The 25,496-nt window shown below is 61.6% G+C and carries 19 protein-coding genes; 11 read left to right on the top strand and 8 right to left on the bottom strand.

The features are described 5' to 3' along the window. Positions 1-154 precede the first annotated feature (154 nt). A complete protein-coding gene (locus J5J10_RS04045) occupies positions 155-538 on the top strand; it encodes a PH domain-containing protein (RefSeq protein WP_211928934.1) in 384 nt (127 codons plus the stop codon). Positions 539-671: 133 nt separating this feature from the next. Here J5J10_RS04045 and J5J10_RS04040 read toward each other — a convergent pair whose 3' ends face one another. Further along, positions 672-4,994: a hypothetical protein gene (locus J5J10_RS04040; protein WP_211928933.1), complete on the bottom strand. Its 4,323-nt coding sequence runs from the start codon at positions 4,992-4,994 to the stop codon at positions 672-674. Positions 4,995-5,801: 807 nt separating this feature from the next. Here J5J10_RS04040 and J5J10_RS04035 point away from each other — a divergent pair. Beyond that, positions 5,802-7,850: a glycosyl transferase gene (locus J5J10_RS04035; protein ID WP_211928932.1), complete on the top strand. Its 2,049-nt coding sequence runs from the start codon at positions 5,802-5,804 to the stop codon at positions 7,848-7,850. 37 nt (positions 7,851-7,887) lie between these two features. Next, positions 7,888-9,042, top strand: coding sequence for a UDP-galactopyranose mutase (locus J5J10_RS04030; RefSeq protein ID WP_211928931.1), 1,155 nt, complete (start codon positions 7,888-7,890; stop codon positions 9,040-9,042). A 24-nt stretch (positions 9,043-9,066) separates the two neighbouring features. Here the strand turns inward: J5J10_RS04030 and J5J10_RS04025 are convergent, their stop codons facing one another. From J5J10_RS04025 to J5J10_RS04015, 3 genes are all read right to left on the bottom strand, one after another. After that, positions 9,067-9,804: a glycosyltransferase family 25 protein gene (locus J5J10_RS04025; protein ID WP_211928930.1), complete on the bottom strand. Its 738-nt coding sequence runs from the start codon at positions 9,802-9,804 to the stop codon at positions 9,067-9,069. 98 nt (positions 9,805-9,902) lie between these two features. Next, positions 9,903-11,699 carry an alpha/beta hydrolase gene (locus J5J10_RS04020; protein WP_211928929.1) on the bottom strand — a complete coding sequence of 599 codons (1,797 nt, stop codon included), beginning with the start codon at positions 11,697-11,699 and terminating at the stop codon, positions 9,903-9,905. Positions 11,700-11,707: 8 nt separating this feature from the next. After that, positions 11,708-13,189 (bottom strand): oligosaccharide flippase family protein, encoded by a 1,482-nt coding sequence (locus J5J10_RS04015; RefSeq protein WP_211928928.1) that lies wholly within the window; start codon positions 13,187-13,189, stop codon positions 11,708-11,710. Between the two features lie 197 nt (positions 13,190-13,386). Here J5J10_RS04015 and J5J10_RS04010 point away from each other — a divergent pair, with 197 nt between their 5' ends. The 4 genes from J5J10_RS04010 (at position 13,387) to J5J10_RS03995 (ending at position 16,294) form a co-directional block, all read left to right on the top strand. Beyond that, on the top strand, positions 13,387-14,313 hold the full coding sequence (locus tag J5J10_RS04010) for an ATP-grasp fold amidoligase family protein (RefSeq protein WP_249116671.1): 927 nt from the start codon (positions 13,387-13,389) through the stop codon (positions 14,311-14,313). Between the two features lie 7 nt (positions 14,314-14,320). After that, positions 14,321-15,430: a glycosyltransferase gene (locus J5J10_RS04005; protein WP_211928927.1), complete on the top strand. Its 1,110-nt coding sequence runs from the start codon at positions 14,321-14,323 to the stop codon at positions 15,428-15,430. Between the two features lie 100 nt (positions 15,431-15,530). Further along, on the top strand, positions 15,531-15,920 hold the full coding sequence (locus J5J10_RS04000; protein WP_211928926.1) for a group II truncated hemoglobin: 390 nt from the start codon (positions 15,531-15,533) through the stop codon (positions 15,918-15,920). A 5-nt stretch (positions 15,921-15,925) separates the two neighbouring features. After that, positions 15,926-16,294 (top strand): DUF423 domain-containing protein, encoded by a 369-nt coding sequence (locus J5J10_RS03995; protein ID WP_211928925.1) that lies wholly within the window; start codon positions 15,926-15,928, stop codon positions 16,292-16,294. Positions 16,295-16,366: 72 nt separating this feature from the next. On the opposite strand, the gene J5J10_RS03990 is transcribed toward J5J10_RS03995, so the two are convergent. The 4 genes from J5J10_RS03990 to pobA form a co-directional block, all read right to left on the bottom strand. Beyond that, positions 16,367-16,750, bottom strand: a complete 384-nt coding sequence (locus J5J10_RS03990) for a VOC family protein (RefSeq protein WP_211928924.1) — start codon at positions 16,748-16,750, stop codon at positions 16,367-16,369. Between the two features lie 45 nt (positions 16,751-16,795). Then, positions 16,796-17,053: a hypothetical protein gene (locus tag J5J10_RS03985; RefSeq protein WP_211928923.1), complete on the bottom strand. Its 258-nt coding sequence runs from the start codon at positions 17,051-17,053 to the stop codon at positions 16,796-16,798. Then, positions 17,046-17,447 (bottom strand): DUF2325 domain-containing protein, encoded by a 402-nt coding sequence (locus J5J10_RS03980; protein ID WP_208552104.1) that lies wholly within the window; start codon positions 17,445-17,447, stop codon positions 17,046-17,048. Before J5J10_RS03980 ends, J5J10_RS03985 begins: the two co-directional genes overlap by 8 nt. A gap of 172 nt (positions 17,448-17,619) precedes the next feature. Further along, the gene (pobA, locus tag J5J10_RS03975; RefSeq protein ID WP_211928922.1) at positions 17,620-18,789 is read right to left on the bottom strand and encodes a 4-hydroxybenzoate 3-monooxygenase; all 1,170 of its coding nucleotides are present in this window, start codon (positions 18,787-18,789) and stop codon (positions 17,620-17,622) included. 110 nt (positions 18,790-18,899) lie between these two features. Here pobA and J5J10_RS03970 point away from each other — a divergent pair, with 110 nt between their 5' ends. The 4 genes from J5J10_RS03970 (at position 18,900) to J5J10_RS03955 (ending at position 25,466) form a co-directional block, all read left to right on the top strand. Next, entirely contained in the window at positions 18,900-19,769 is an 870-nt protein-coding gene (locus J5J10_RS03970; protein WP_211928921.1) for a helix-turn-helix domain-containing protein, read from the top strand. A 127-nt stretch (positions 19,770-19,896) separates the two neighbouring features. Next, a complete protein-coding gene (locus J5J10_RS03965; protein WP_211928920.1) occupies positions 19,897-21,258 on the top strand; it encodes an NAD(P)-dependent oxidoreductase in 1,362 nt (453 codons plus the stop codon). Between the two features lie 17 nt (positions 21,259-21,275). Beyond that, entirely contained in the window at positions 21,276-22,589 is a 1,314-nt protein-coding gene (gene preA / locus J5J10_RS03960; protein ID WP_211928919.1) for an NAD-dependent dihydropyrimidine dehydrogenase subunit PreA, read from the top strand. A 186-nt stretch (positions 22,590-22,775) separates the two neighbouring features. Continuing rightward, the gene (locus J5J10_RS03955; RefSeq protein WP_211928918.1) at positions 22,776-25,466 is read left to right on the top strand and encodes an EAL domain-containing protein; all 2,691 of its coding nucleotides are present in this window, start codon (positions 22,776-22,778) and stop codon (positions 25,464-25,466) included. Positions 25,467-25,496: the final 30 nt, after the last annotated feature.

Raw genomic sequence — 25,496 nt, 5'->3', positions numbered from 1 at the left:
CCGAAATCTCTCTCCACGGCATCAACACCTCCCGCCAAAAGGCAAAAAGTGTTACCCATGTCTTCGGTACAAAACGTCACCTATCTCTCAGGTCGGACAAAAAATCCGCATATCCGCGTTAACCCTGCCCGTGTCGCACACGAGGAGAGTTATCATGGGATTGTTCGACGGACTGCTCGGCCACGGAAGCAGCGTTGATCCGGCCGATCTGGCAAAACGCCTTGATGGCGTGCTGATCGACGGAGAACGGGCGGAGCTCGCCTACAAGGTCATTCGCGACTTTTTCGTCTTCACGCAATGGCGGTTGATCCTCGTCGACATCCAGGGGATGACTGGGAGCAAGGTGGACTACCTCTCCATCCCTTACCGTGCCGTCACGCGTTTTTCAGTGGAAACGGCCGGCACCTTCGATCTGGACTCCGAACTGAAGGTGTGGGTGTCCGGGTCGAATGAGCCGATTCAGAGAACCCTGAAGAAGGGAACCGATGTGCGCGGAATCCAGCGTGCGCTTGCCACCGGTGTCCTCGCTCCGCGGTGAGACCACCCTTCCCTACCTGACAGCGCGCCAGCTGAGTCCCGCCGCATTCCCTTCAACGGAAAAAACGGCGGCCCGTTTCCGGACCGCCGCCTGATCGTGTTGTACGGCGCGGCGACTGCCGCGCCGGATGTCATCAGAGCGCGTTGTAGGCCGCGATGATGGCGTCGACCTGGTCGCCGCTGAGGGCTTCGACCTGCGAGGTCGTGAGGGCCAGCAGCAGATCGCTTTCCAGGTTGATGATGTCGTCGCTCGACAGACCGGCCATCGCCTTGGTGCTGATCGCTGCAATCTCGTCGGTCGCGAAGAGATTGATATCTTCCGACGACATCGCCGAGATGGACGCGGCGCTCAGAACCGCGACCTGAGCCGAGGTCAGCGCCTCGATCTGGTCGGTGGACATCGCGTCGATCTGCGTCGTGGTCAGGCCACCGATCGCCTTCGAGCTGAGAACGGCCACCTGGTCCGTCGTCAGTGCGCCAACCAGATCCGTGCCCATGGCGCCGATCTGAGCAGCGGAGATCGCCGCCACCTGGCCGGTCGTCAGGTTGGCAACCTGATCGGTCGTCAGGCCGGCAACCTGACCGGAGCTGAGGGCTGCGACCTGTGCCGTCGAGAAGGCGGCAACCTGGTCGGTTCCCATGCCGGCGAGGAAGGTGGTCGAGAGGCCCTGCAGCGCCTTGACGCTGATCGCCTGGACGTCCGCCGAGTCGAAGGTGGCGAGGTCGTCCGTCGACATCGCGGCGAGGCCGGCAGCCGAGAGCACGCCGATCTGGGCGGTTGTCAGCAGGGCAACCTGGTCGGATGTCAGTGCGCCGACCTGATCGGACGTCAGGGCTGCGAACAGCGTCGTTGTCAGGGCACCGAGCTGGGCAGTGTCAAGCAGCGCGACGTTGTCGGTCGACAGCGCCTGAAGCTGCGTTGCCCGCATTGCGCCGATCTGGGCCGTGGACACCGCACCGATCTGGTCGGTGGTGAGGGCTGCGACCTGCGTCGAGCTGAGACCGCTGAGCTGGCCGGTGGTGATCGCCGCAACCTGATCGGTCGAGAGCGCGGCGACGTTGGTGGTCGACAGGCCGGCCAGCGCCTTCGTGCTGATCGCCGCGATGTCGGTCGCGTCGAAGGTGGCGAGATCGTCCGTGCCGAGCTGGCCGAGAGCCGTCGAGCTCAGCGCACCGATCTGGGCCGTGTCGAGCATGTCGAACTGGTCGGTGGTCAGGGCGTTGATCTGGCCGGTGGTCAGCGCGGCAATCTGGGTCGAACCAAGAGCGCCGATCTGGTCGGAGGACAGAAGTGCCACGTTGTCGGTCGACAGCGAGGCAACCTGCGTGGCGCTCAGAGCACCGATCTGGCCAGACGTCATGGCACCGATCTGATCGGTGGTGAGGGCGGAAATCTGGTCAGACTTGAGCGCGGCAACCTGGAGCAGCGTCAGGGCGGCAACCTGGTCTGTGCTGAGCGCTGCGATGCTGCCGGTCGAGAAGCCGGCCAGCGCCTTGACGTTGATCGCAGCGATATCGGCGCTGTCGAAGGTCGCGAGGTCGTCGGTTCCCATTGCGCCGAAGGCAGCGGAGCTGAGCGCACCGATCTGGCCGGTGGTCAGAACGCCGATCTGGTCCGTGGTCATGGCGGTGATCTGATCGGAGGTCAGTGCGGCGACCTGGGTTGTCGTCAGCACGACAACCTGGTCGGTCGTCAGGACGGCGACGTTGTCGGTCGAGAGCGACTGCAGGGCCTTGGCGCTGATGGCGGCGATATCGTCGGTCGAGAAGGTGACGATGTCGTCGGTGGTGAGCGCGCCGATTGCGGCGGTTCCGAGGGCCGCGACCTGGCCGGAGGACAGCGCCTCCAGTTGTTCCGAGGTCATGGCATCGACCTGAGCAGTGCTGAGGCCGGCAACCGTTTTTGTGGCGAGCGCAGCGACCTGATCGGTATCGAGCAGGGCGATGTTGGTCGTGTCGATCCCGGCGATCTGGGTTGCCGACAGGACCGCGATCTTGTCCGTGGTGAGGGCCAGAAGATCGTCCGAGCTAAGGACGGCGATCTGGTCGCTCTTCAGCGCGGCGACCTGACCGGTCGTCAGAGCGGCGACCTGGGTGTCGGACAGCGATGCGAAGTTGCCTGTCGACATGCCGGCCAGAGCCTTGACGTTGATGGCGGCGATGTCGCCGGCGTCAAAGAGGGCAAGAACGTCGGTCGACATGGCGGAGAGGCCAGCCGATGTGAAGGCACCGATCTGACCGGTCGTCAGCGCGCCAGCCTGGTCGGTCGTGAGAGCCGCGACCTGATCGGTGCTGAGCGCGGCGATCTGCTGCGTGGTGAGAACGCCAACCTGATCGGTCGTCAGGACTGCGACATTGTCTGTCGAAAGGCCGGCGAGAGCCTTTGCGCTGATGGCGGCGATATCGTCGGTCGAGAAGGTGACGATGTCGTCGGTGGTCAGTGCGGCAAGCTGGTCCGAAGTCATCGACTTGACCTGAGCCGTGGTCAACGCCTGGGCCTGATCCGAGCTCATGGCATCGATCTGGGCCGTCGAAAGGGCGGCGATCGCCTTCGAGCTCAACGCCGCGATCCGGTCGGTACCGAGTTCGGCGAAGTTGTCGGTGGAGAGGGTGCCGATCTGGGTTGCGGTCAGGGCAGCGGCCTGGCCGGTCGTCAGGGCAGCAGTCTGATCCGTTGAGAGACCCGCGATCTGGGTTGTCGAAAGACCGACAATCTGGGCCGTGGTCAGAGCCGCAACCTGGTCGGTGGAGAGCTCGGTGATGTCGAGACCCTGGATCGCCTTGGCGCTGATCGCCTGGATGTCAGCTGACGACAGCGTGGCGACGCCATCCGATGTCAAACCACTGATTGCCGTGGAGCTGAGTGTGGCGAGTTGCGCGGTCGACAGAGCGTCGACCTGATCCGTGCTCAGCAAGAAGAGCTGGTCGCTAGTCAGCGCAGCCGTTGCCTTCAGGTTGAGAGCCGCGAGTTGATCGGTTGAGAAGCCGCCAGCCAAGTAAGACGCGCCGAAATTGCCGATTTGTGACGCGGTCAGTGCTGCAGCCTGTGTTGTGGTAAGTGCAGCTCCGTTACCAACTGCGAAGAGATCCTGCAGCTGAATGTCACTGAGAGAGGACACCTGGGCCGTCGTCAGGGCTTCAATCTGAGCGGAGGAGAACTCAGCTCCAAACGCGTAGCGGGATACGCTCGATATTGCCTTCGAGCTGATCGCCGCAATTTCGTCAGTGCTGAAGGTTGCGATGGTGGTCGGATCCAGCGCACCGACCTGGTCGGAGCTCAGAGCGGCGATCTGCGTCGATGTAAGCGCAGCAATGCTATCGGTGGTGGCCGCAGCAAGCTGGTCGGTCGTCAGACCCTTCACGGCCTTTGTGCTCAGGGCTGCGACCTGGCCGGTGGTCAGCGTGTCGACGAGAGCGTTGGCGCCAACGGCGGCGATCTGCGTGGCGCTGAGAACGGCGACCTTGTCGGTGCCGAGAACTGCGAACTGATCGGTCGTGAGAGCATCGATCTGACCGGTGCTGAGAGCGGCAACCTGGGCCGTGGTCAGCGCGGCGATGTTGTCGGTGGAAAGATTAGCCAGAACGTCGGTCGAGATGCCGGCGATAGCCTTTGCGCTGATGGCGGCGATTTCGTCGGTTGTGAATGTGCCGATTTCATCTGACGTCATCGCGGCGATGTCATCGGAGCCGAGCGCAGCGATCTGCGTCGAGCTCAGGGCTGCGACCTGGTCGGAGTCCATGGCGGCGATCTGGGCAGTCGAGAGAGCCGCAATCGCCTTGGTGCCGAGCTGGCCGATCTGGTCGGTCGTCAGAACCGCGATATTGTCGGTCGAGAGAGCACCGATCTGGGCGGCGCTGAGAACGGCGATATGCGCCGTGGAAAGAGCGCCCATCTGGTCGGTGGTCAGGACGGCGATATGGTCGGTCTTGAGCGCCGCGAGCTGGCCGGTGGAGAGGCCGTCGAGCTGGTCGGTGGTCAGGGTGACGAAGTTGGCGGTCGAGATGCCTGCAAGCGCCTTCGGGTTGAGGAGCGCGATTTCATCCGAGGAGAAGGTCGCGATTTCGTCGGAGCTGAGCGCTGCGATGGCGGCGGAGCCGAGCGAGGCGACCTGGGTGGTGGTGAGAGCCGCGATCTGGTCGGAATCGAGCTGCGCGAACTGGGTCGAGCTCAGGGCCGCGAGCTGTGCTGTGCCGAGGCTCTGGATGTGGGTGGTGTCGAGCGCATCGAGCTGCGCAAGCGTCAGTCCCTTGATACCAGTGGCGGAGATGGCAGCCAGCTGGTCAGAGTCGAACGCAACGAGATCGTCGGTCTGCAACGCTGCGATCTGCGTGGAGGAGAGCACCTTCACCTGGTCGGTGCGGAGCGCTGCGATGTCGTCACTCGTGAGCGATGCGATCGTGTTCGTGGAAAGCGACCGGATCTGGTTCACGGTCAGAGAGGAGATGATCGAGGTCATGGACGCGCCCTATCAGTTGGCCAAATTAAAGTGTTCGTCTCGCTGCCACGGCCGCGCGGTCGGACTGACGTCCTCCGTCGCAACCTCGAACGCATCCTGCGCCCTTCGGCATCCTTGCCCCCGTCGCCTGGCACCCCACGGGCATCCACACTTCGGGCGTCCTTACGGACAAAAATCAATTTTCACGGAACATGGCTCGACCGAGCCGGCAGGTTGGTAAGGGCATCATGCTCAGGACGCTACCGCGCCCTGCCCCCCGCCTGAATAGAAGTGTCCGCCCCGATGGAGAGACACTGTCGGCTCCCACCCTGAGCGCACCTGAAAGATTCGTGCAGAGATGGAAACTCGAGGAAGAGTTAGTTCGTCACTCGCTAATTTTGGGTTAACCGAAGCCTAAAGTGCAGTCTTCGGCAAAAATATCTGTCCATTATCGGAACAACGCGCCCAACACCTGGTTGCCGAGCATAAATATTAAAAATCAACAGCTTATAGGAAATTTCGGCGTCCTTCCGGGCCCAATTAAGCAGAGACTGCAATACGGGGTAGAGTTTTCAGCTCAAGCAAGGCATGACTTTTTTTGGTTAAACAGTCAGGCGTGACTGCTGGAGCGAGTAAAAAATCGGCCACGGCGGCGGCTCAGCACTTCACCCCTATGTATTGTCTCGGCTTTTTTCGTTCAGCCCGCAAATTTTAGTCGCCGGCCACAAATGCTTTCGGCAAGTCCAACGCAAGCTAGCGCGCCTAAGCAGGTTCAACGCTCCTGCGTGTGATTCAACCAGAGCCGTCAGGCCGCCTGCTTCGGGATTAATGTCGATGAACACCAATGTTCCTGCTCCAGATCAAGTATCGCCGCTTCCCAATCTTCTTGATCGGGCACGTAACGGGCAGATGTCGCTCATCGAACTCTTCCAGATTACCGAAACACTCAACGCCGGCGGACATCGCCCGCAGGCCATGGAATTCTTCAAGAACTGGATCGCCTTCAACGACGGCAATCCCCTCGCCCATGTGGCGCTGTTCAACTATTCGGTCGCGCTGAGCCAGTCCGGCGACACGGCGGGCGCCATTCAGGCGCTGCGCACGGCGATCAAGCAAAACCCGCTGTTCGGCCCTGGCCACATCAATCTCGGCCGAGCGCTTGAGGATGCAGGCCAGGCAGCCAAGGCGATCGAGCAATGGCGCCAATACGTGCAGCTGACAGCCGACGTGACGCCGGACCGCCTGTCACACAAGCACATGAGCCTGCAGCACATCGGTCGTGTGCTGGAAGGTGCCGCGATCCTCGAGGAAGCCGAAAACGCACTCTGGCAGGCGATCGAACTGCAGCCGGACCGTACCGAGGCCGGGCAGCACTGGACAGCGCTGCGCCAGCGCCAGTGCAAGTGGCCGGCCCTCGTCTCGTCAGAACACGTCTCGATCCGCCAGCTGATCGACGCGATGTCACCGCTGACGCTCGCAAACTATGCCGACGACCCGATCTTCCAGCTCGCCAAGGCCTATCGCTACTACAAACACCTCGTCGGCCGCCCGGACCTTTCCGCCGTCCAGCGCAAGCCCGTCCGTCACAAGACCGGCACCGGACAGCGATTGCGCGTCGGCTATGTCTCGTCGGACCTCCGCGAACACGCCGTCGGTTTCGCGCTCTGTGAGGTCTTCGAACTGCACGACTCCGGCAATGTCGAGGTATTCGCCTATTATTCCGGCGAGAACCGTCCGGCTGATTCCACGCAGAACCGCATCAAGGCCGCGGTTCACACCTGGCGCGACATCACAGCGATGAGCGACGTGGATGCCGCACGCCTGATCGTCTCCGACGAGATCGACGTGCTCGTCGACGTCAACGGCTATACCAAACATGCCCGCACGAAGATCTTCGCCTATCGTCCGGCACCGGTCATCGTCAATTTCTGCGGATATCCGGGCACCATGGCGACGCCGTTCCACCAGTACATGATCACCGACGACACCATCGTGCCGCCGGAAAACGAGATCTACTACACCGAGAAGGTTTTCCGCATTGCCTGCGACCAGCCGCTCGACCGGAAGCGCCCGATCGCGCCGCGTCCGTCTCGCAAGGATGTCGGCCTGCCGGAAGACGCCTTCGTCTACGCCTGCTTCAACGGCATGCAGAAGATCACCGAGAAGACCTTCGCCCGGTGGATGGAAATCCTGAAGGCGACGCCGGGCAGCATTCTGTGGCTGCTGGTCGGTGACGAGGACGTCAACCAGCGCCTGCGCAAGCTCGCCGGTGACGCCGGTGTCGAGCCCGAGCGACTGGTTTTCGCCAAGAAGACGCCGAACCCGCTGCACCTCGCCCGCATCGGCGTTGCCGACCTGTTTCTCGACACCTTCCCCTACGGCGCTCACTCGACGGCCGCCGATGCGATCACCTCGGGCCTGCCGGTGCTCACCATGCCGGGCAAGAGCTTTGCGTCCCGCTTCTGCGCCAGCATCGTCAACGCCGCCGGCGCGCCGGAATTGATCTGCTCGTCCCCCGAGGAGTATGTCGAGCGCGCCATCGGCTTCGCGCGCAATCCGGAAAGCCTGACGAAAATCCGCCAGGCGATCGCCGACCAGCGCGAAGCGAGCGTGCTCCGCGACATGCCGGGCCTCGCCAAGCGGCTCGAGGAGATCTACTGGGACATGCAGGGCGAATGCGAGCGTGGCGAGACACCGGTTCCGGACCTGCGGAACCTCGACGTCTACTACGAGGTCGGGCGCGAGATCCTCGCCGAAAACGTCGAGTTCGAGGATGACACGACCTACCGCCAGCGCTATCTCGACAAGCTGGTGAAGTGGAACGAATACGAACCCCTGATGCGCGACAGACGCCTCTGGACCGAGCCGAAGGCCTGAGACCCGGGATTACGACGCGACAGGACGTGGGGGCACGATGTCATACAGGAAGATAGCCGCCGTCGGCGCCGGCCTTTCCGGCGCCGTGATCGGCCGGGAGCTTGCGGAAGCCGGTTACGAGGTCGAGATTTTCGACAGTCGCGACCACATCGCGGGCAACTGCCATACCGAGCGCGATCCGGAGACGGGGGTGATGGTCCATGTCTACGGACCGCACATCTTTCATACCGATGACGCGGAGGTCTGGAACTACGTCAACCGCTTCCAGGCCTTTCTGCCCTACAAGAACCGCGTGAAGACGACGAGCGGCGGTCAGGTCTATTCCCTGCCGATCAACCTGCACACCATCAACCAGTTCTTCGGCAAGACGCTTCGCCCGGACGAGGCGCGCGCCTTCATCGAAACGCAAGCGGATACGACGATCGAGGACCCGCAGACCTTCGAGGAGCAGGCGCTTCGCTTCGTCGGCAACGATCTCTACGAGGCCTTTCTGAAAGGCTATACGCAGAAGCAGTGGGGCTGCTCGCCCAAAGACCTGCCGGCCTCGATCCTGAAGCGCCTGCCGGTCCGCTTCAACTACGACGACAACTATTTCTTCCACAAGTTCCAGGGCATGCCGGAAAATGGCTACACCGAGATGGTCGCCGGAATCCTCGATCATCCGCGCATCACCGTTCACCTCGGCACGCGATTCGGCCGGGACCAGGTGAGTGAATACGGCCATGTCTTCTATTCAGGCCCCCTCGACGGCTATTTCGGCTATGAACTCGGCCAACTCGGCTATCGCACGCTCGACTTCGAACGCTTCACCTATGACGGCGACTATCAGGGCTGCGCGGTGATGAACTATGGCGACGTCTCCGTCCCCTACACCCGCATCACCGAGCACAAGCACTTCTCTCCATGGGAGGAGCACAAGGGCTCCGTCTGCTACCGCGAATTCTCACGCGAGTGCGGTCTCGACGACATCCCCTATTACCCGATCCGGCTGGTGAAGGAGAAGGAACAGTTGGCCGCCTATGTCGCCCGCGCCGAGCGGGAAGACGGCATTACATTCGTCGGGCGCCTGGGAACCTATCGGTATCTCGACATGGACGTGACGATCCGCGAGGCGCTCGACACGGCGCGCCTGTTCCTCACCAATGCGGGGGAGAACGCACCGATGCCGGCCTTCTTGCATCCTCCCGTCTGACGCGCAGGCCTTTAAGCGAAACGATCACCGCGCTGTGACGCGGCGGTAGCCGCGCAGGAAGCGCATGATCTTGCGCAGCAGGACAGAGGGTGTGAGCCGCTCCACATCACCGGGACCGGTGTCGATGGTGGTCGTAAACGTCGTGGTCTCAGGGTTGGCGAATTTGTCCTGTATCGCCACCGCAGGCGTCAACTGATAGATGTTGAGGAGTTCCGGCACGGGCGACGCTTCGTAGCAGAACAGAAAATAGTCGGCGACTGTGTGCGTGCTCTTGTCGAGGGCCAGGAGCTTTGCCGCCGCCGATTTCGACAGCAGATAGGCGCCAGTGCACCAGGTGGACGACCGGATGCGTCGCAGCGAGCGACCGTCCGCGTCGAGCGTGGATGGTCCTAGCAGCACCGAGTTGGTGGTGGACTCCAGTCTGACGATGTCCGCATCAGTCGGAAATCCGGCCATCGTGTAGAGCGCCGCAAATCTTCCAAAGTCCCCGGACAGATGCAGGTCGTCCTCGAGCACAACGCCGTACGGGTCGTCGCCGGCGGCAATCTTTGCCCATGCTTCGATGTGGCTGAAGAAGCAGCCGACCTGGCCGCGCGACCAGCTTGCTCCCGGCCGCTCGGCGCGGATCACGGCAAGCTCCTCGTCGGTCAATCGGCGACCGTCGAAAGCCGGCAGCCGCTCGAACGCCAGCCCGTCGAGCTGTTGCGTCATGTGCTCCAGCCGGTCCGTGTCGCGGTCCATGTTGATGAGGTAGATTGCCATGGAAACACAGCTGCCTTTTGGTCCCTGAAAATGAAAACGACCCGCGCCATACCCCGGCGCGGGAAGACCGCCGCACCCAGACCCTAGCGCGGGCGCAGTTAAGTTTGCGTGAAATCCCGAGCGCTTCTGTCCGCCCGGGCGACGCTTCGAATGATATCGATCAGTTGTCGGCGGGCCGAAAGCGGTGTGAGCATGTGGTCCGTTTCCTCGATGATCTGAAGGTCGATATTGTCGAATGATTTGAGGCCGGCAAAGTCGCCGCCGAAATAGCGGGCGAGTTCGTCCAGACTTCCATCGATCCGGCAGCCTACAAAGGTCACGCGGGCGCCACGGGCTTTCATGTCCCGCAACATGCCAAATAGCGTTGTGCGGAAGCGTCCGAGCTTTGTGAGCCTCCCGAGATAAGGCGCAAGTCCGCGGACAAGACGGCCGGCAACGAGGCGAAGAAGATTGCCGATAGCGCGCCGGACATCGATGTCGCCGTCCAACAGTCGGCGATAGGTCCCAAGGCTGAACGCACGTCGCTGGTAGTCGGCCAGAGGCCTTGCTCCGGCCCGAAGCGTCTCCTCGACATCTTCATCTTCGTCCCAGATCAGCCTCAACTGGTTTACGCTAACCACACCGGCAATGTCACTGTTGGCGCCCGCGAAACTCAGTGCCGCATAGGCACCGCTGCAGGTCCCGACCAGATAGACCGGTCCGTCATACTCCCGTTGAAGCGCGTCTACCGCCTCCCTGAGATCGTGCTGTTGGGCAGAGGCATAGACGACCTGTTCGGGTGTCCCAGGTCGCGCCGGACTGTCGCCGATATTGGAAAGATCGATGCGCAGTGAGCGGATGCCATCGGCCGCCAGTGTCCGCGCGGCATCCACCCAGAGGCCGCCCCAGCCAATGTGGTACGTATAGGCCATGTTGACGAACACCACAGTCGCGCGCGGTTCGAGATCCCGTGGCTCGCACAACACACCGAACAACCTGGGCTCTGCTCCAATCAGCAGCGGTGTCTCGATATAACTCCCGTCCTCTATCGAAGGAGCGGGCAGATCCTGCGTCGCCTGCCGCCCGACAGAGTCCGGAAGGGGCCAGCGAGCCGCGATCCATTCAACGACAGCTGCGATCGGTTCAGGCGGCGTCACCGACACATTGAGCCCGTTCATCATCTCGCCGTAGCCCGGAAAGGTAGCCACATCGACGGCATGTCCGGCCTCGCGCAGCCCCTGAAGGACCTGTTCGTCGGTGGCGTTCTCCGGACGTTTGAGGAAAAGCAGTGGCGTACCGGCTTTCAGGCCGCGACCCTCTACGCCAAAGGATTTTAGCTCTGCCGCGACACCTGTCGGCAGGATGAAACCGGCCAGCGAGACGCTACCCTCGGGATAATCGAGGGTGATGCCGAGGTCTTCGACAATCACCCGTTCGCGCAGCCCGGTCTCGCGGAGAAACCGGCGACCATTGAGTGCCGGCACCGCAAGTACGACGCCGGATGTGGCGTTGAAGCGCTCGGCCGCAGCCAGGGCAATCGCCCCGCCGAGCCCCAACCCATAGAAAATCACGGAGCCGCAACCCGAAAGGCGACGCAATTCGTGGCCCGCAGACACAGCGCCTTCGATCCAGCTTTCCAAATCAGCGCCACCCTTCACGGCTGGGGCATCACCCTCACCGGGATAATCGAAGCGGAGCGTCGGATATCCACGCGAGGCCATAGAAGCGGCCAGCACGCGATGAAACTTGCGCGTACACAGCTGGTCGAAACCCCAGGGATCGCAGATGACGATTCCAACCGGCCCGCCACCCGGGCCGAAATGGCCCACCATTCCGGCAAAGGCGATCGGAATTTCAGCCCATTGCGTGACAGGGGCCTCGATCCGCGCGGCGCTGTTTGTCTTGACTGTCGACATGGCCACCGTCACCGAACCAGCAAGGCGGAACGCAGGATACCGGCCAAACGATTTGGAATTCGACCAGCAGCCCAATCCGCAATCATTGCGCGGTCCTCGGCTGGAATGGCATTCAAGGCCAAAAGGCCGACGCCGTAAACGACGGCACCTGCGACGATGCCAAGCAACATGCCGGATGGTCCAGGCAACCACCACATGCAGGCGCGCGCAGCCGCAGCGCAGAGCACCGCCGCCGCAAGGACCTTGAAGAGACCCGCGAGCCTGAACGATACCCCCAGCACGCGTTTGCAGAAGATGGCGTAGAAGACCATGGTGCCGACCGACACTGCTCCCTTCGCCCAGGCCGCGCCCTCACCGCCATAACGTGGCACCACCAGCATCAGCAGTATGACCGATATCAGTCCGCTGACAATCGACAGCCGCAACGCCTCGCTGCTGCGCTCCGTCGCCAGCAGCAGTCGTCCCGGAACATATTCAAGTGCCTGCGACAGGCAGAAAACCAGGAGAACAACCGAAACGGATATGGACGGAGTAAACTCCGCCCCGAACAGGAACGGGATAAGAACCGGGGCAATGGCAGCTCCCCCGAAACTGATAGGCGCAAGCACGATCGTCATGCCAAGCAGGCTGCGATTGAAAACGCGCGTCAGGGCTTCCCTGTCGCCACGATCGTAATGATGCCCCAGATAGGGAACGAGCGTCGCGACCAGAAAGAGCGCGACCTGGATTACCATGCCGCTCATCGTGATCCCGATACTGTAGAAACCGACATCGGAAAGCGTGAAGAACAGGCCGATCAACGCAAGTTCGATGCGAGAACTCAAGATGGCCGACAACCCGCCCGACAGCCAGTTGTCGCGGGCGTAGCGGCGCATGGCGGGTGTGACGACAGATGGCGCTGCCGGTCCCTTGCTCATGTAGCGGCGCAATGACAGTGCTTGCGGCAGGTGGCGAAGAGCGTGGCCGAAAATCGCACCAGCCGGTCCGAGCAACAGGCCGCCAACAAGAACGGAAAACGGTTGGATCAACGATCCGACGGCGGCGTAGAAAGTGCTTTCACGAAACCGGCCAAGCCCTTCGGCCGCGGCGAGCGCCATCGTCGAGTAGCCATAGGTCAGGAACAGCACGGTCGTCGCAATCCACATAAGACTGCTGTCGCCATTTCCCTGAAGGCCGATCCAGATCGCGTAGGCGCAGAGTGCTGCTCCGACTATCCCCGTCGAAAGCGCGAAACGGCGTGTCAGAACGTTAACCAGGCCGCCACCTTCAGGTCCACCATCGGTGCGCGCGATAAAGCGCAGAACGGTGTGCGGCATGCCGAAGCCGGACACGAGCGTTGCAAGCGACATGATCCAGAGCGCATAGGCGACGAGACCGGCTCCCTCGACGCCAAGCAGTCGCGCCACGAGCACGCTGCTCCCAAGTCCCGCGACCAGTGACAGCAGACCGGCAGCGGTATTGATCAGCGATGAGCTCAGCATGGACTGCATGGGCTGGGAAACGTCTCCGTGGCGCCGGCGGCGTCCTGCATCGGACAGCGCACCCATAAGCCGTAGTCCTTCGGGTTTAATATTCTGTTTCCCTTTCGCATGCCGCCTCTTTCTTTGCGGTGCACACTTAACCGGGGCTTAATGATGCGACGTTAGCGTGAAAGATGCGGACTGACATAGTTCGCGAAGGATCCCCGATGCCCGACATTTCCCTTTCCTCGCATCACGAAAGCTGGCTGAAAACAAAGCTGCAGCATCTGTTCTGGCGCCTGATATCGGGGTTGCCGGACCGCCCATATCTGCGTTGGAAATACTTCTCTATGGCCGGGCGCTTCCCCGATCTCGATCGTCCGACGCTGTTCAGCGAGAAGGTCCAGGTCCGTAAACTTTACGACCGAAACCCGCTTTACCCCGTCATGGTCGACAAATACGGAGCCAAACGGCTGATCGCCGAGCGCGCTGGCGAGCGATACGTGATCCCCACACTCTGGATCGGCCGGAACCTGAAGGACGTCGAGTGGTCGAAAATTCGCTTGCCCGCCGTGGTCAAACCGACCCACGCGTCAGGACGCGGCGCCTTCCTGCGAGGCCCAGCAGATATCGAACACCTTCTCTCCGATGATCCAGGGGAGGAATGGCTGTCGCTGAAACATCACAAGATCAACCGCGAATGGGCTTACGGCGAATTCGAACCCAAGATCATCATCGAGGAGATGCTGGTCGAAGGCGATGAAGTGCCCGACGACTACCGCTTCTTTGTGTTCTCCGGCGAAGTCTCGCACATCGAGATCAGGCTGAGGCGCAAGGGAGTCGGCTTTGAATGCAACTATACGCCCGACTGGCAAAAGATGCCGTACAGCGCCCCATACTACGAGGCCTTTCCAGACGACCTACCAGAACCGGCGGAACTCGCCGAGATGCTTGAGGTCGTCAAGAAAATGGCCGGCGAAAGCGACTTCATGCGCGTTGATCTTTACCTGACCGGCGGTCGCATCTATGTCGGCGAACTCACGCTCTATCCGGGTGGCGGCTTCAAGGGTTGCGTTGCCGACGAATATGACGCGATGCTGGGTGCGAAATGGAAGCAGACGCTCACGCCTGCGCGCGGATCGGCCGAGACATGACGAACCAATGAAATTCCTGTTCCTCTCGACGCACGCGTTTCTGCCGACGACACGCAAGACCAGCGTGCATTTCGTATCGGAGGCGCTTGCCGAGCGGGGGCATGATGTCTCGACGATCAGCGTCGGCTACAGCGGCCTCACCGCCCTGAAGAAGCCGGAACTGCACGCGCAACTCTCGGCCGATCAGAAAAACCGCTTCGTCGAAAGCCGCCCGCGATATCGCTCGGCCTGCTACCTGCCGCCGCTCCATCCGTTCAGTTCCGGCAACGCCCATATCAACAGGCTGACCGCCCTATTTTTCCCGCTCTATGGCAACCTGTTGCCGGGCTTCTTCCGGGAAGCGATCCGCGACGCGGATGTCGTGGCGATCGAATCCGGCACCGCGATCGCCTTCTTCGATGCCGTCCGCCGCATCAATCCCCGCGCCCGCACGCTTTACTTCAACCGGGATCGACTCGATACCGTCGGCGCATCTCGCTACTTGCAGACCCTGGAACAACGTGTGGCGCCGCGCTTCGACAGGGTAGTCGTCCCATCCCCGAAAATGGCGGAGCATTTGCCGCCGGAAAGCCGCGTCGTCTATATCCCGCAGGGCATAGACAAGGCTGGATTCGACGCATGCGATACCTCACCCTTCGCGGCGGGAACGAAAAACGCCGTGTCCGTCGGAAACATGCTCTTCGATCGCGAAGCGGTCGTGGCGATGGCGACGAGCAGTCCGGATGTGACCTTCCATTTCTTTGGCGCGGGAATACCCGAGGATCTGCCGGCGAACGCGGTGGTCTACGGCGAGAAGCCGTTCCTGGACATAATACCGTTCATCAAGTTCGCGAATTTCGGGATTGCCCCCTACCGGCTCAGCGAGCGCGAACTCTACCTCGCCCAGTCCAGCCTCAAGCTGCAGCAATACAGCTATTGCCTTCTGCCGATCATGGTACCGGACCTGCTGGAGGGTAGCCGCGCCAATCTGGTTTGCTACGGCCAGCATGGCGAGCCCGACTGGAAAGGCAAGGTGGCAAAGGCCGCTTCCATGCCGCATGAGGAGAACTGGCGAGACGGCATTCTGACCTGGGCCGAAGTGGCCGGGCGCATCGAAGAGGAAATCGCCGCTCTCTGAGGCGGGCGGGCCGTCCATTTGTCGCACCGCTTGCGATGACGGCGCGCTTGCGCGGCGAGAGCTGTCGGGGCAAAAACGCGTCAGTTGCGAAAGGACGACCGTGAGCCAGGAAACGATCACCCTCTATGAGGCTATAGGCGGCGACGAAACCGTCAAGGCGCTGACACGTCGGTTCTACGAGCTGATGGATACGCTCCCGGAGGCCGCCAGATGCCGGGCCATTCATCCGCCGGATCTCTCGGGAAGCGAGGAGAAACTCTACGAGTATCTCAGCGGCTATCTCGGTGGCCCGTCTCTTTACATCGAAAAGCGCGGACACCCAATGCTGCGCCGCCGCCATTTCGTTGCCGAGATCGGAGCCGAAGAACGCGATGAATGGCTGCTCTGCTTCCGTCGCGCCATGGACGACACGATCGCCAACGAGAAACTGCGGGATATCATCTGGGAACCGGTCGAACGGCTAGCGCACCACATGCAGAACAAGGAGTGAGCCAGATGGATCTGCCGGAACGTCTGAATCCGTTGGTTGGCATGCTCGCAGGGCTGATCGGCATGGCCGGAGTAGGCCTTGCGGCCGCTGCGACCCATGCCGGAGGGCCTTTGCTCGGACCGGCATCGGCCATGTGCCTCGCCCATGCGCCGGCCATGCTCGCGTTGTTCGCGGCGCAACCTTTGCTGCGCACCGCAACCGTTGCGGCGCTCGTGATGGGCATGGGATGTTGTCTCTTCGCGGGGGATCTGACGCTCAAGCAGTTCTATGGCGTCGGCATTTTTCCAATGGCAGCACCCATTGGCGGCATGACAATGATGGCCGGATGGCTGCTCGCCGGCGTGGGCGCTCTCATCCGCCCGCCGAAACGCTGAGATCGACCAGCAACACCGTCCGCGGTCGCCGTTTTCGAGACGATCCGCGTCAACGGGATCCGCGGGCCGCGTTCAGAGGCTGCCGGTCTCGCGCTGACCGAACAGCAAGAGGTTGCCGTGCGGGTCGCGTACATAGAACCGTGCGATGCCGCCATCGTCTTCGGCTGTGCGCATCACACCGTCAATGCCACGTGCAACAAGTTCCTCATAGAGACTTGAAACGGAATTGCAGCGGATGAAAACGGAGCTGTTGCTGGACATCAGCGGATCCTCACACTGCCAAAACTGCAGTTCCATGCGACCACGCCGAAACACGATGTAATCTTCACAGGCGACCGGCTTCTGTTCGAAGCCGAGCGCATTGACGTAGAAGTCGCGGGTCTGCGAGAAATTCAGCGAGGGGAGGATCGGCATGACGTCGACTTCGCTGAAATCGGCCCGGCTCATCTCGTTCATGTGAACGTTCCTTGATGATCCCTGCTCCGCCGAAGTGCGACCGGATCAGCCGTTCTTCCTCTCGGCATTGCGTTGCCAGCGGGGCGCAGGAAAATTGATGACTACTGCGTCACCCGAGGGCGACCAGCGAGACATGGGCGCATTGGGTCGCTCATGCAAGCCCGGCAGTTTCACAATCTCGGCACTGTGTTGCAAGTTTGTGTCAGCAGCGGCAAGCCGATCGAGAAGCTCCGGTATAAGTCCGTCCCCGTTCTGCTGCGCCAGCTTGTGCAGTCCGGTCAGAAAATGCTTCTCGTCACTCATTGTTCGCACCTCGGTCATTCAGGGTCTGCAGCGCTCGCTCCAGACTGGATTTGCTGCCATTGCGGAGCGGAATGAAGGTTTTTCCGAACTTCTTGCAGCCGGACTTCACCCTCAGACACGCATCGTGGCTGATACAGTCGATGGGGCAGAACACGCAGTCGACCGATGGCAGCACGGTGTCGATACGCGATACCGCCTCCCTCAAACCCCCGTCGTGGTGAATGAGTTCCGCCCCGTGATTGCTTGCAATCTGGCGAAGGTGCGCAACCTGGCAGTCCCGGCCGCCGACATAGAGGAAGCTGCGGATTGTCCGCGACGTCGGTTCGTTGACCGCGACATCCTCCGTCCTGCCCGCAAGCTTCTGCGCCGCCTGCTTCTTACCCTTCTTCGCCATGAATGCTCCCGATGCTGGCCACACGATCACGGCACTCGCCGATCCTCACGAGTCGGGACCATAATAAACTTGATTTTTCGAGTAAAGATTAAACATGACTTTTCAGGTCATATTTTCGCGGCACAACGCCGGCCCGCTCAAGGACCGGCGTTCGCGAGATGAATTTCGATGATCAATAAGGAAGACCGACATAGTTTTCGGCCATGGCCGTTTGCGCCGGTACCGAAGACGCGAGGTAGTCCAGTTCAGCCTCCTGGACTTTTTGACCGAACTCTCCATCGTCGGGAAAACGGTGCATCAGCATGGTCATAGACCAGGAGAACCGCTCCGCCTTCCAGATCCGCCGCAGCGCCCGCGCGGAATAGGCATCAATGCCGGCCTTCGATTTCTCGCCGTAGAATTCCTCAAGGCCGGCAAACAGGTAATGGACGTCCGAGGCGGCGAGGTTCAGCCCCTTGGCCCCGGTCGGCGGCACGATATGACCGGCGTCGCCGACCAGGAACAGTCGCCCGAAGCGCAGCGGTTCGGCGACGAACGACCTGAGCGGCGCGATGGACTTTTCGATCGAAGGACCTGTTACCATGCTCTGCGCCACATCCTCTGGAAGCCGTCTGCGGATCTCATCCCAGAAGGCGTCGTCGGACCATTCCTCCACCTTGTCCGTCAGCGGCACCTGTACGTAGTAACGGCTGCGGGTCGGAGACCGTTGTGAGCAGAGCGCAAAGCCACGCGCGTGATTTGCGTAGATCAGTTCGTGGTGAACGGGCGGAACGTCCGCCAGCACGCCCAGCCAGCCGAAGGGGTAGACTTTCTCGTAGGTTTGCAGCCCCTTTCCCTGGACGGCAGCGCGAGACGGTCCATGATAGCCGTCGCAGCCAGCGATGAAGTCGCAGTCGATACGATGCGTCACGCCGTCCCTTTCGTAGGTCACATAGGGCTTTTCACCGTCAAATTCGTGCGGGGTGACGTTCCCCGCGTTGTAGATCGTCTTCGCGCCGCTTTGCTCACGGTGATCCATGAGGTCGCGTGTCAATTCGGTCTGGCCGTAAACCATGACCGAGGTGCCGGTCAGTTCCTTCAGCGCAATCCGGTGCCGTCGACCCGAAAACGACAGGCTGAACCCGTCGTGCAGGAGACCCTCCCGGTGCATCCGCTCCCCGGCACCGATTCTGTCCATGAGTCCGATCGCGCCGACCTCCAGCACCCCTGCCCTGATCCGGCCCAGGATATAGTCTCGATCGACCCGGTCGATAATGATGTTGTCGATGCCGGACTTGGACAACAGCGCGCCGAGCATAAGACCAGACGGCCCGGAGCCGATGATGACGACCTGAGTACGCATGCGAAATCCTCCCAATTTCATGACGAATGATAAGAGAAGCCGCATGGCGAACAATGGAGGATTCAGCCACAGACTTGGACAAATCAAACATGGCGAGCTAAACTGAGGTCATGCGCAATGTGCCCACCTACAACCTCTATGGGGAAAACAGCGACGGCAGGCCGGAGTTCTGGCTGCACGCGGAATCGATCGCCAGCCGCAGCAGCCTCCATCGGTGGGAAATCAAGCCACACCGGCATGGCTCGTTGTTCCAGATCCTGCACATCCGCGCAGGAACCGGAGAGGTTCTGTTCGACAGCCGCTGGCGGCCGCTGGCGGCACCGTGCGTGGTCGTCGTCCCGGAAAAGCACGAACACGGCTTCCGTTTCTCGCGAGATATAGACGGCGCCGTAATGACCATGGTCACCGACAGGTTTCCTGCCTGCCGGCCGGGTTATTATGGGAATGACAACTGGCTTTCCGCCCCGCACCACCTGCATGTTCCCGCCGGTCACCCCGACGGCCCCTTCCTGATCGCTATGCTGGATCGCATCGAGCGGGAAATCCTGCTCGGCACCGCGGGCCCGGTTGCCCTGATCGAAAGCCTGCTGACGAGCGCCCTGCTCCTCATCCCCCGCATACTGGGTGAAAGCCCCGGAAGCGCACTCGATCGCGATCGCACCCGCTTCGCCGAACTGGAACGGATGATCCGGGACGGATTTCGAATGCATCTTCCTGTCGAGACCTATGCACGTCGACTCGGCATGACCGCCACCCATCTTAATCGCCTCACCAATGCCGTTGCCGGCAAACCGGTAAGCCGGCTGATCGACGAGCGGATCATGACCGAAGCCAAGCGCGACCTCGCCTTCACGGCGATCAGCATCCGGCAGATCGCCGAGAGCCTCGGCTTCGATGACCAGGCCTATTTCAGCCGCTTCTTCACCCGTCATGCAGGCGTCTCGCCACGTGCCTGGCGCGATCGGGAACGTGCGGACTGATGCCCACAGAAACCCCGGCGCCACAGGCAATCTGGTGCGAAAAACTCCAAAATTTTACCGTTTGATAAAATTTTGATCCTGAGTTACCGTGTGTGCAATCGCACCTAAAAAAACAGAGGGAACTCAGATGCGACGACTGGAACCGGGCCTGAAGGCCGGGCGGCTTGATGCTGCCGACTATGCAAGAAATTTTTCCGACCTCCACCCGCCTCTCGGCGACCACGAGGCGCTTGTCGCTTCCGACCGGTGCTACTTCTGTTACGACGCGCCGTGCATGACGGCCTGTCCGACCTCGATCGACATTCCGCTCTTCATCCGGCAGATCTCGACCGGCAATCCGCTGGGTTCGGCGAAGACGATCTTCGACCAGAACATTCTTGGCGGCATGTGCGCCCGCGTCTGTCCGACCGAACAACTCTGCGAGGAAGTCTGCGTCCGCAATACCGCCGAGGAACGCCCTGTCGAGATCGGCCGTCTTCAGCGCTATGCGACTGACGTGGCGATCGGCGAGGGTCGGCAGTTCTACACGGCAGGCCCCGAAACCGGCAAAAGAGTCGCTGTGGTCGGCGCCGGTCCCGCCGGCCTCGCCTGCGCCCACCGGCTCGCCATGGCCGGCCATTTCGTCACGATCTACGACCATCGGGAGAAGGCCGGCGGCCTGAACGAATACGGCATCGCCGCGTACAAGACGACCAACGACTTTGCCCAGCGGGAAGTCGACTACATCCTGTCGATCGGCAACATCGATGTCGTCAACGGCGAGATGCTGGGGCGCGATTTCACGCTTCCGGATCTGCAGGCAAAGTTCGACGCGGTGTTCCTCGGCGCTGGTCTCGGCAACGTCAACGCGCTGAACATCCCGGGCGCGCAGATCAATGGCGTGGTGGATGCGGTGGAGTTCATCGCAAACCTGCGCGAAGCCAATGACAAGGCCGATGTCCCTGTCGGCCGCGACGTGGTGGTGATCGGCGGCGGGATGACCGCGATCGACGCGGCTGTTCAATGCAAGCTGCTCGGAGCAGAAAACGTCACCATCTGCTATCGCCGCGGCAAGGAACACATGAACGCCTCGGAGTTCGAGCAGGACCTCGCTGCCTCGAAGGGCGTTCACATTCGCCACTGGCTGCAGCCGAAGGAGGTCGCCCACCATCACGGGCATTGCTCCGCGATAACCTTCGAATACACCCATCTCGAAAACGGGGTGATGAAGGGCACGGGGCATACGGCAGAGATCAAGGCCGACCAGATCCTCGTCGCGATCGGCCAGAAGCTCGATCCGCTCGGCCTGGAGGGTCTGCGGCTCGAAGGCGGCAAGATCGCGATCGATGGCGAGGGACGCACCTCCATACCGGGCGTCTGGGCCGGCGGCGACTGCGCCACCGGCGGCAAGGACCTCACCGTCTCCGCCGTCGCCATGGGCCGCGACGCGGCCGAAAGCATCAACCGCTCTCTCGCCGCATCTGCGGCGGGCGTGACCGCTGTCGCCTAACCGATCGGGAGAGACACATGGCTGATATCAGAAACAATTTCGTCGGCATCAAATCGCCCAATCCCTTCTGGCTCGCCTCGGCACCGCCAACCGATAAGGCCTACAACGTCGAGCGTGCCTTTAAGGCGGGCTGGGGCGGCGTCGTCTGGAAGACGCTGGGCGAGGACGGCCCGCCGGTCGTCAACGTCAACGGACCGCGCTACGGCGCGATCTGGGGCGCAGACCGACGCTTGCTCGGCCTGAACAACATCGAACTCATCACCGACCGCCCCCTGCAGATCAACCTGCAGGAGATGAAGATGGTGAAGAAGAACTGGCCGGACCGGGCGCTGATCGCCTCGATCATGGTGCCATGCGAGGAAAATGCCTGGAAAGCGATCCTGCCTCTCGTCGAGGAGACAGGCGCCGACGGCATCGAGCTCAACTTCGGCTGCCCCCACGGCATGTCCGAACGCGGCATGGGCGCCGCCGTCGGACAGGTGCCGGAATACATCGAGATGGTTGTGCGCTGGTGCAAGCAATACACCCGCATGCCGGTGATAACCAAGCTCACACCAAACATCACCGACATCCGCAAGCCCGCGCGCGCCGCCAAAGCCGGCGGCACAGACGCAGTGTCGCTGATCAACACGATCAACTCGATCGTTTCCGTCGATCTCGACAATTTCGCGCCCAATCCCACGGTCGGCGGCAAGGGCACCCACGGCGGCTATTGCGGCCCGGCGGTCAAGCCGATCGCCCTCAACATGGTGGCCGAGATCGCTCGCGATCCGGAAACGCAGGGTCTGCCGATTTCCGGCATCGGTGGCGTGACCACCTGGCGCGATGCCGCTGAGTTCCTGGTGCTAGGGGCGGGCAACGTCCAGGTCTGCACCGCGGCCATGACCTATGGCTTCAAGATCGTTCAGGAGATGATCACGGGCTTGTCCGACTGGATGGACGCCAAGGGCCACCGTACCCTCGACGACATCACCGGCCGCGCGGTGCCGAATGTCACCGACTGGCAGTACCTGAACCTCAACTACATCGCCAAGGCGCGCATCGACCAGGATGCCTGCATCAAGTGCGGACGCTGCCACATCGCCTGCGAAGACACCTCCCACCAGGCGATCACGTCCATGGTCGATGGCGTCCGGCATTTCGAGGTGATGGAAGACGAATGCGTCGGCTGCAATCTCTGCGTCAATGTCTGTCCCGTCGAGAACTGCATCACGATGGTCGGGCTGGACGCCGGCACGCTCGACCAGCGCACGGGCCGACCGGTCGACCCGAACTATGCCAACTGGACGACGCACCCCAACAATCCCATGGCCGTCCAGGCTGCGGAATAACAACCTCCCGTCAAACTGGCCCTCTTCGGAGGGCCTTTTCTTTGCCCATTTTCGTACGGTGGCACGCGTTTCCGATTCAGGAAATATTCAACTGTTGCTGCAATTTTAGGCTGCTTGGAAATGCTCTACGCGTTTTCAACCCGATTTGGATGACGTTCGCGATACGCAGGGTTACGGGGAGCCGCAATGGCGGGACACAGCGGTCTATCAGCGCGCTGGGCTGAATTGCGTGCAATTCTGCAGTATTACTTTCCTGCGCTTATCGTCATAGCAGCGGTCGCGGTATCGATCGTCTACGCCGATACCCAGAAAAAGTTGGTCCATCTCGACAATACCCGAAATCAGGTTGCCGAGCAGTTGGGCGCGCTGCGCACCAATCTCGAGACCAACATAAACTCCAACGTGCAACTTATCAGGGGTTTCGTCGCCGCGCTGGAGACGGAGCCGAGCATGGACCGCGAGAGATTTTCGGCGCTCGCCGCCCGGATCTTCGACACCACCACCCAGCTCCGCTCGCTGGCCGCCGCTCCGGATATGCGTGTCTCCTACGTCTATCCGACGATCGGCAACGAAGGCGTGATGGGACTCGACTACCGAACCAACGAGATTCAGCGCAAGGGCGCGGAGCGAGCTCGCGACACAGGTCGCTACGTCATCACCGGTCCGCTCGATCTCGTCCAGGGCGGTCGCGGCGTGATCGTCCGCTACCCCGTCGTCTACGAGACGCGGAAGGCTGGCCGCAATTTCTGGGGCATCCTCTCTGCCGTGATCGACATCGAGCGGCTCTACGAGGAAAGCGGCCTCAAGAACCCGGATCTGCCGATCGATATCGCCATTTCGACCGAGCTAGAGGATGGTCGACTGGGCAACACCTTCTTTGGAAATGGGACGATCGAGACCGAGCGTCCCGTCAGGATGACGGTGTCCATCGGCGAACTGCGTTGGCGGGTATCCGCCGTCCCGAAGGGTGGCTGGACGGACAGCGCCCCGGACATGTGGCTCTTCCGTGCCTTGATGTTGACCGTTGGGGTGCTGATCATGGCGCCCGTTCTCTGGGTCGCCAGCCTTCTGCGCGAGCGCCACGGCAACATCACCGTGCTGCGGCAGAGGGAAGAAGAACTTCGGGCGCTGTCCCACCGCCTGGAAATCGCTCTCGAAGCCTCGAAGATCGGTGTCTGGGAACTCGATATTGCCTCCGGCGAACTGAACTGGGATGCGCGCATGCGCTCTCTCTACGGCGTCGAAAACGCGACGGTCGCCGAATACGCCACGTGGCGAAATATCCTGCATCCCGACGACGTCGAGGAAGCGGAGCGACAATTCGCCGAGTCCGTGGCATCCGGACGTGACTACTCGACCGAATTCCGCGTGATCTGCCCGTCCGGCGAAATCCGGCACATCCGCTCCTATGGCACGATGTACCGCGACTCCCGGTTCCGCAAGAAAATGGTCGGCATCAACTGGAACGTCACGGGCGACGTGAAGCTTCAGCAAGCGTTGATCGAAGCCAAGCGCCAGGCTGAAATCCAAAACCAGGAACTGGAGCGCGCCAGACAGCACATGGAGTACAACTCGCTCCACGACGCGCTGACGGACCTGCCCAATCGCCGCTTCCTCGACCAGCGCCTCAAGGAAATGGACGAGACGCCGGGTGTAAAAGGTCGCTACGCCCTCCTGCATATCGACCTCGATCGCTTCAAGGAAATCAACGACACGCTCGGTCATGGCGCCGGCGACGTTATCCTTAGGCACGCTGCGGCGAGGCTTCGGGAGAACATCCGCCGCGGCGACTTCGCAGCGCGTATCGGCGGTGACGAATTCGTCGTGGTCTGCGCGGGAACCGCCACCGAAAGCGACTATACCGAACTCGCCAAGCGCCTGATTGATGCGATCAATGCATCCGTCACCTATCACGGCCACGACTGCCGGGTGGGCGCAAGTATTGGTATAGCCGTCAAGCGCGGGCCGGAAGAGCGGGCCGACCAGTTGCTGGTCAATGCCGATATCGCGCTCTATGACGCGAAGCGGCGCGGCCGCAACCGCGTGGAACACTATACCGAGGCGATGAAGTCACTGGCCGTTGCGACCAAGCAAACGGCCGACGCCATTCTCAAGTCTGTGGAGCAGAACGGCTTCATTGCCTATTATCAGCCCCAGTTCGACGCCAATACGCTGGCCATCTGCGGTGTCGAGGCACTCGCCCGCTGGGATCATCCAGAGCGCGGACTGCTGGGTCCCGCAACATTTCTTGCCGCCGCGGAGGACCTGAACGTCGTCTCGCAGATCGACGCGGCAATCCTCGACCAGACGCTCTTCCAGGCCACCCGTTGGGAAGCCAACGGTCTTGTCATCCCCAAAGTGTCCGTCAACATCTCGGCCCAGCGCCTGTTTGACGAAGGCCTGCTTGAGCATCTCGAACGCATCAATATCCCGAAAGGGCGCGTGTCGTTCGAACTCCTGGAATCGATCTCCTTCGACGACAAGAACGAGGCGGCGATCGTCGCGATCGAAAGGATTCGCCAGCACGGCATCGACATCGAAATAGACGACTTCGGCACCGGTTACGCTTCAATCCTCAGCCTGCTGAAGCTCTCGCCTCGCCGGCTGAAGATCGACCGCCAACTGACCCGTCCGGTGATCGAGTCGGAGGCCCAGCGGCGTCTGATCGGTTCGATCGTCGAGATCGGCCGGTCGTTGTCGATAGACATCGTCGCCGAAGGCGTGGAAACGATGGAGCACGCGACCATCCTTCGCGAACTCGGCTGCCAGACGCTCCAGGGATATGCGCTCGCACGGCCGATGTCGGCGAACGACTTCATGGAGTTCGCGCTCGACTACCAGAAGACCATGAAACCGCCGATCAAATCTGTCGGCTGACCACACTCTCGTTTTTGCGGCGACATGGGC

It is taken from the genome of Ciceribacter sp. L1K23 (genome assembly GCF_018122705.1).
Classification (GTDB): domain Bacteria; phylum Pseudomonadota; class Alphaproteobacteria; order Rhizobiales; family Rhizobiaceae; genus Allorhizobium.
Note: the sequence above shows the minus strand (reverse complement) of the source record. Positions and strands in the feature narration are given on the sequence as shown.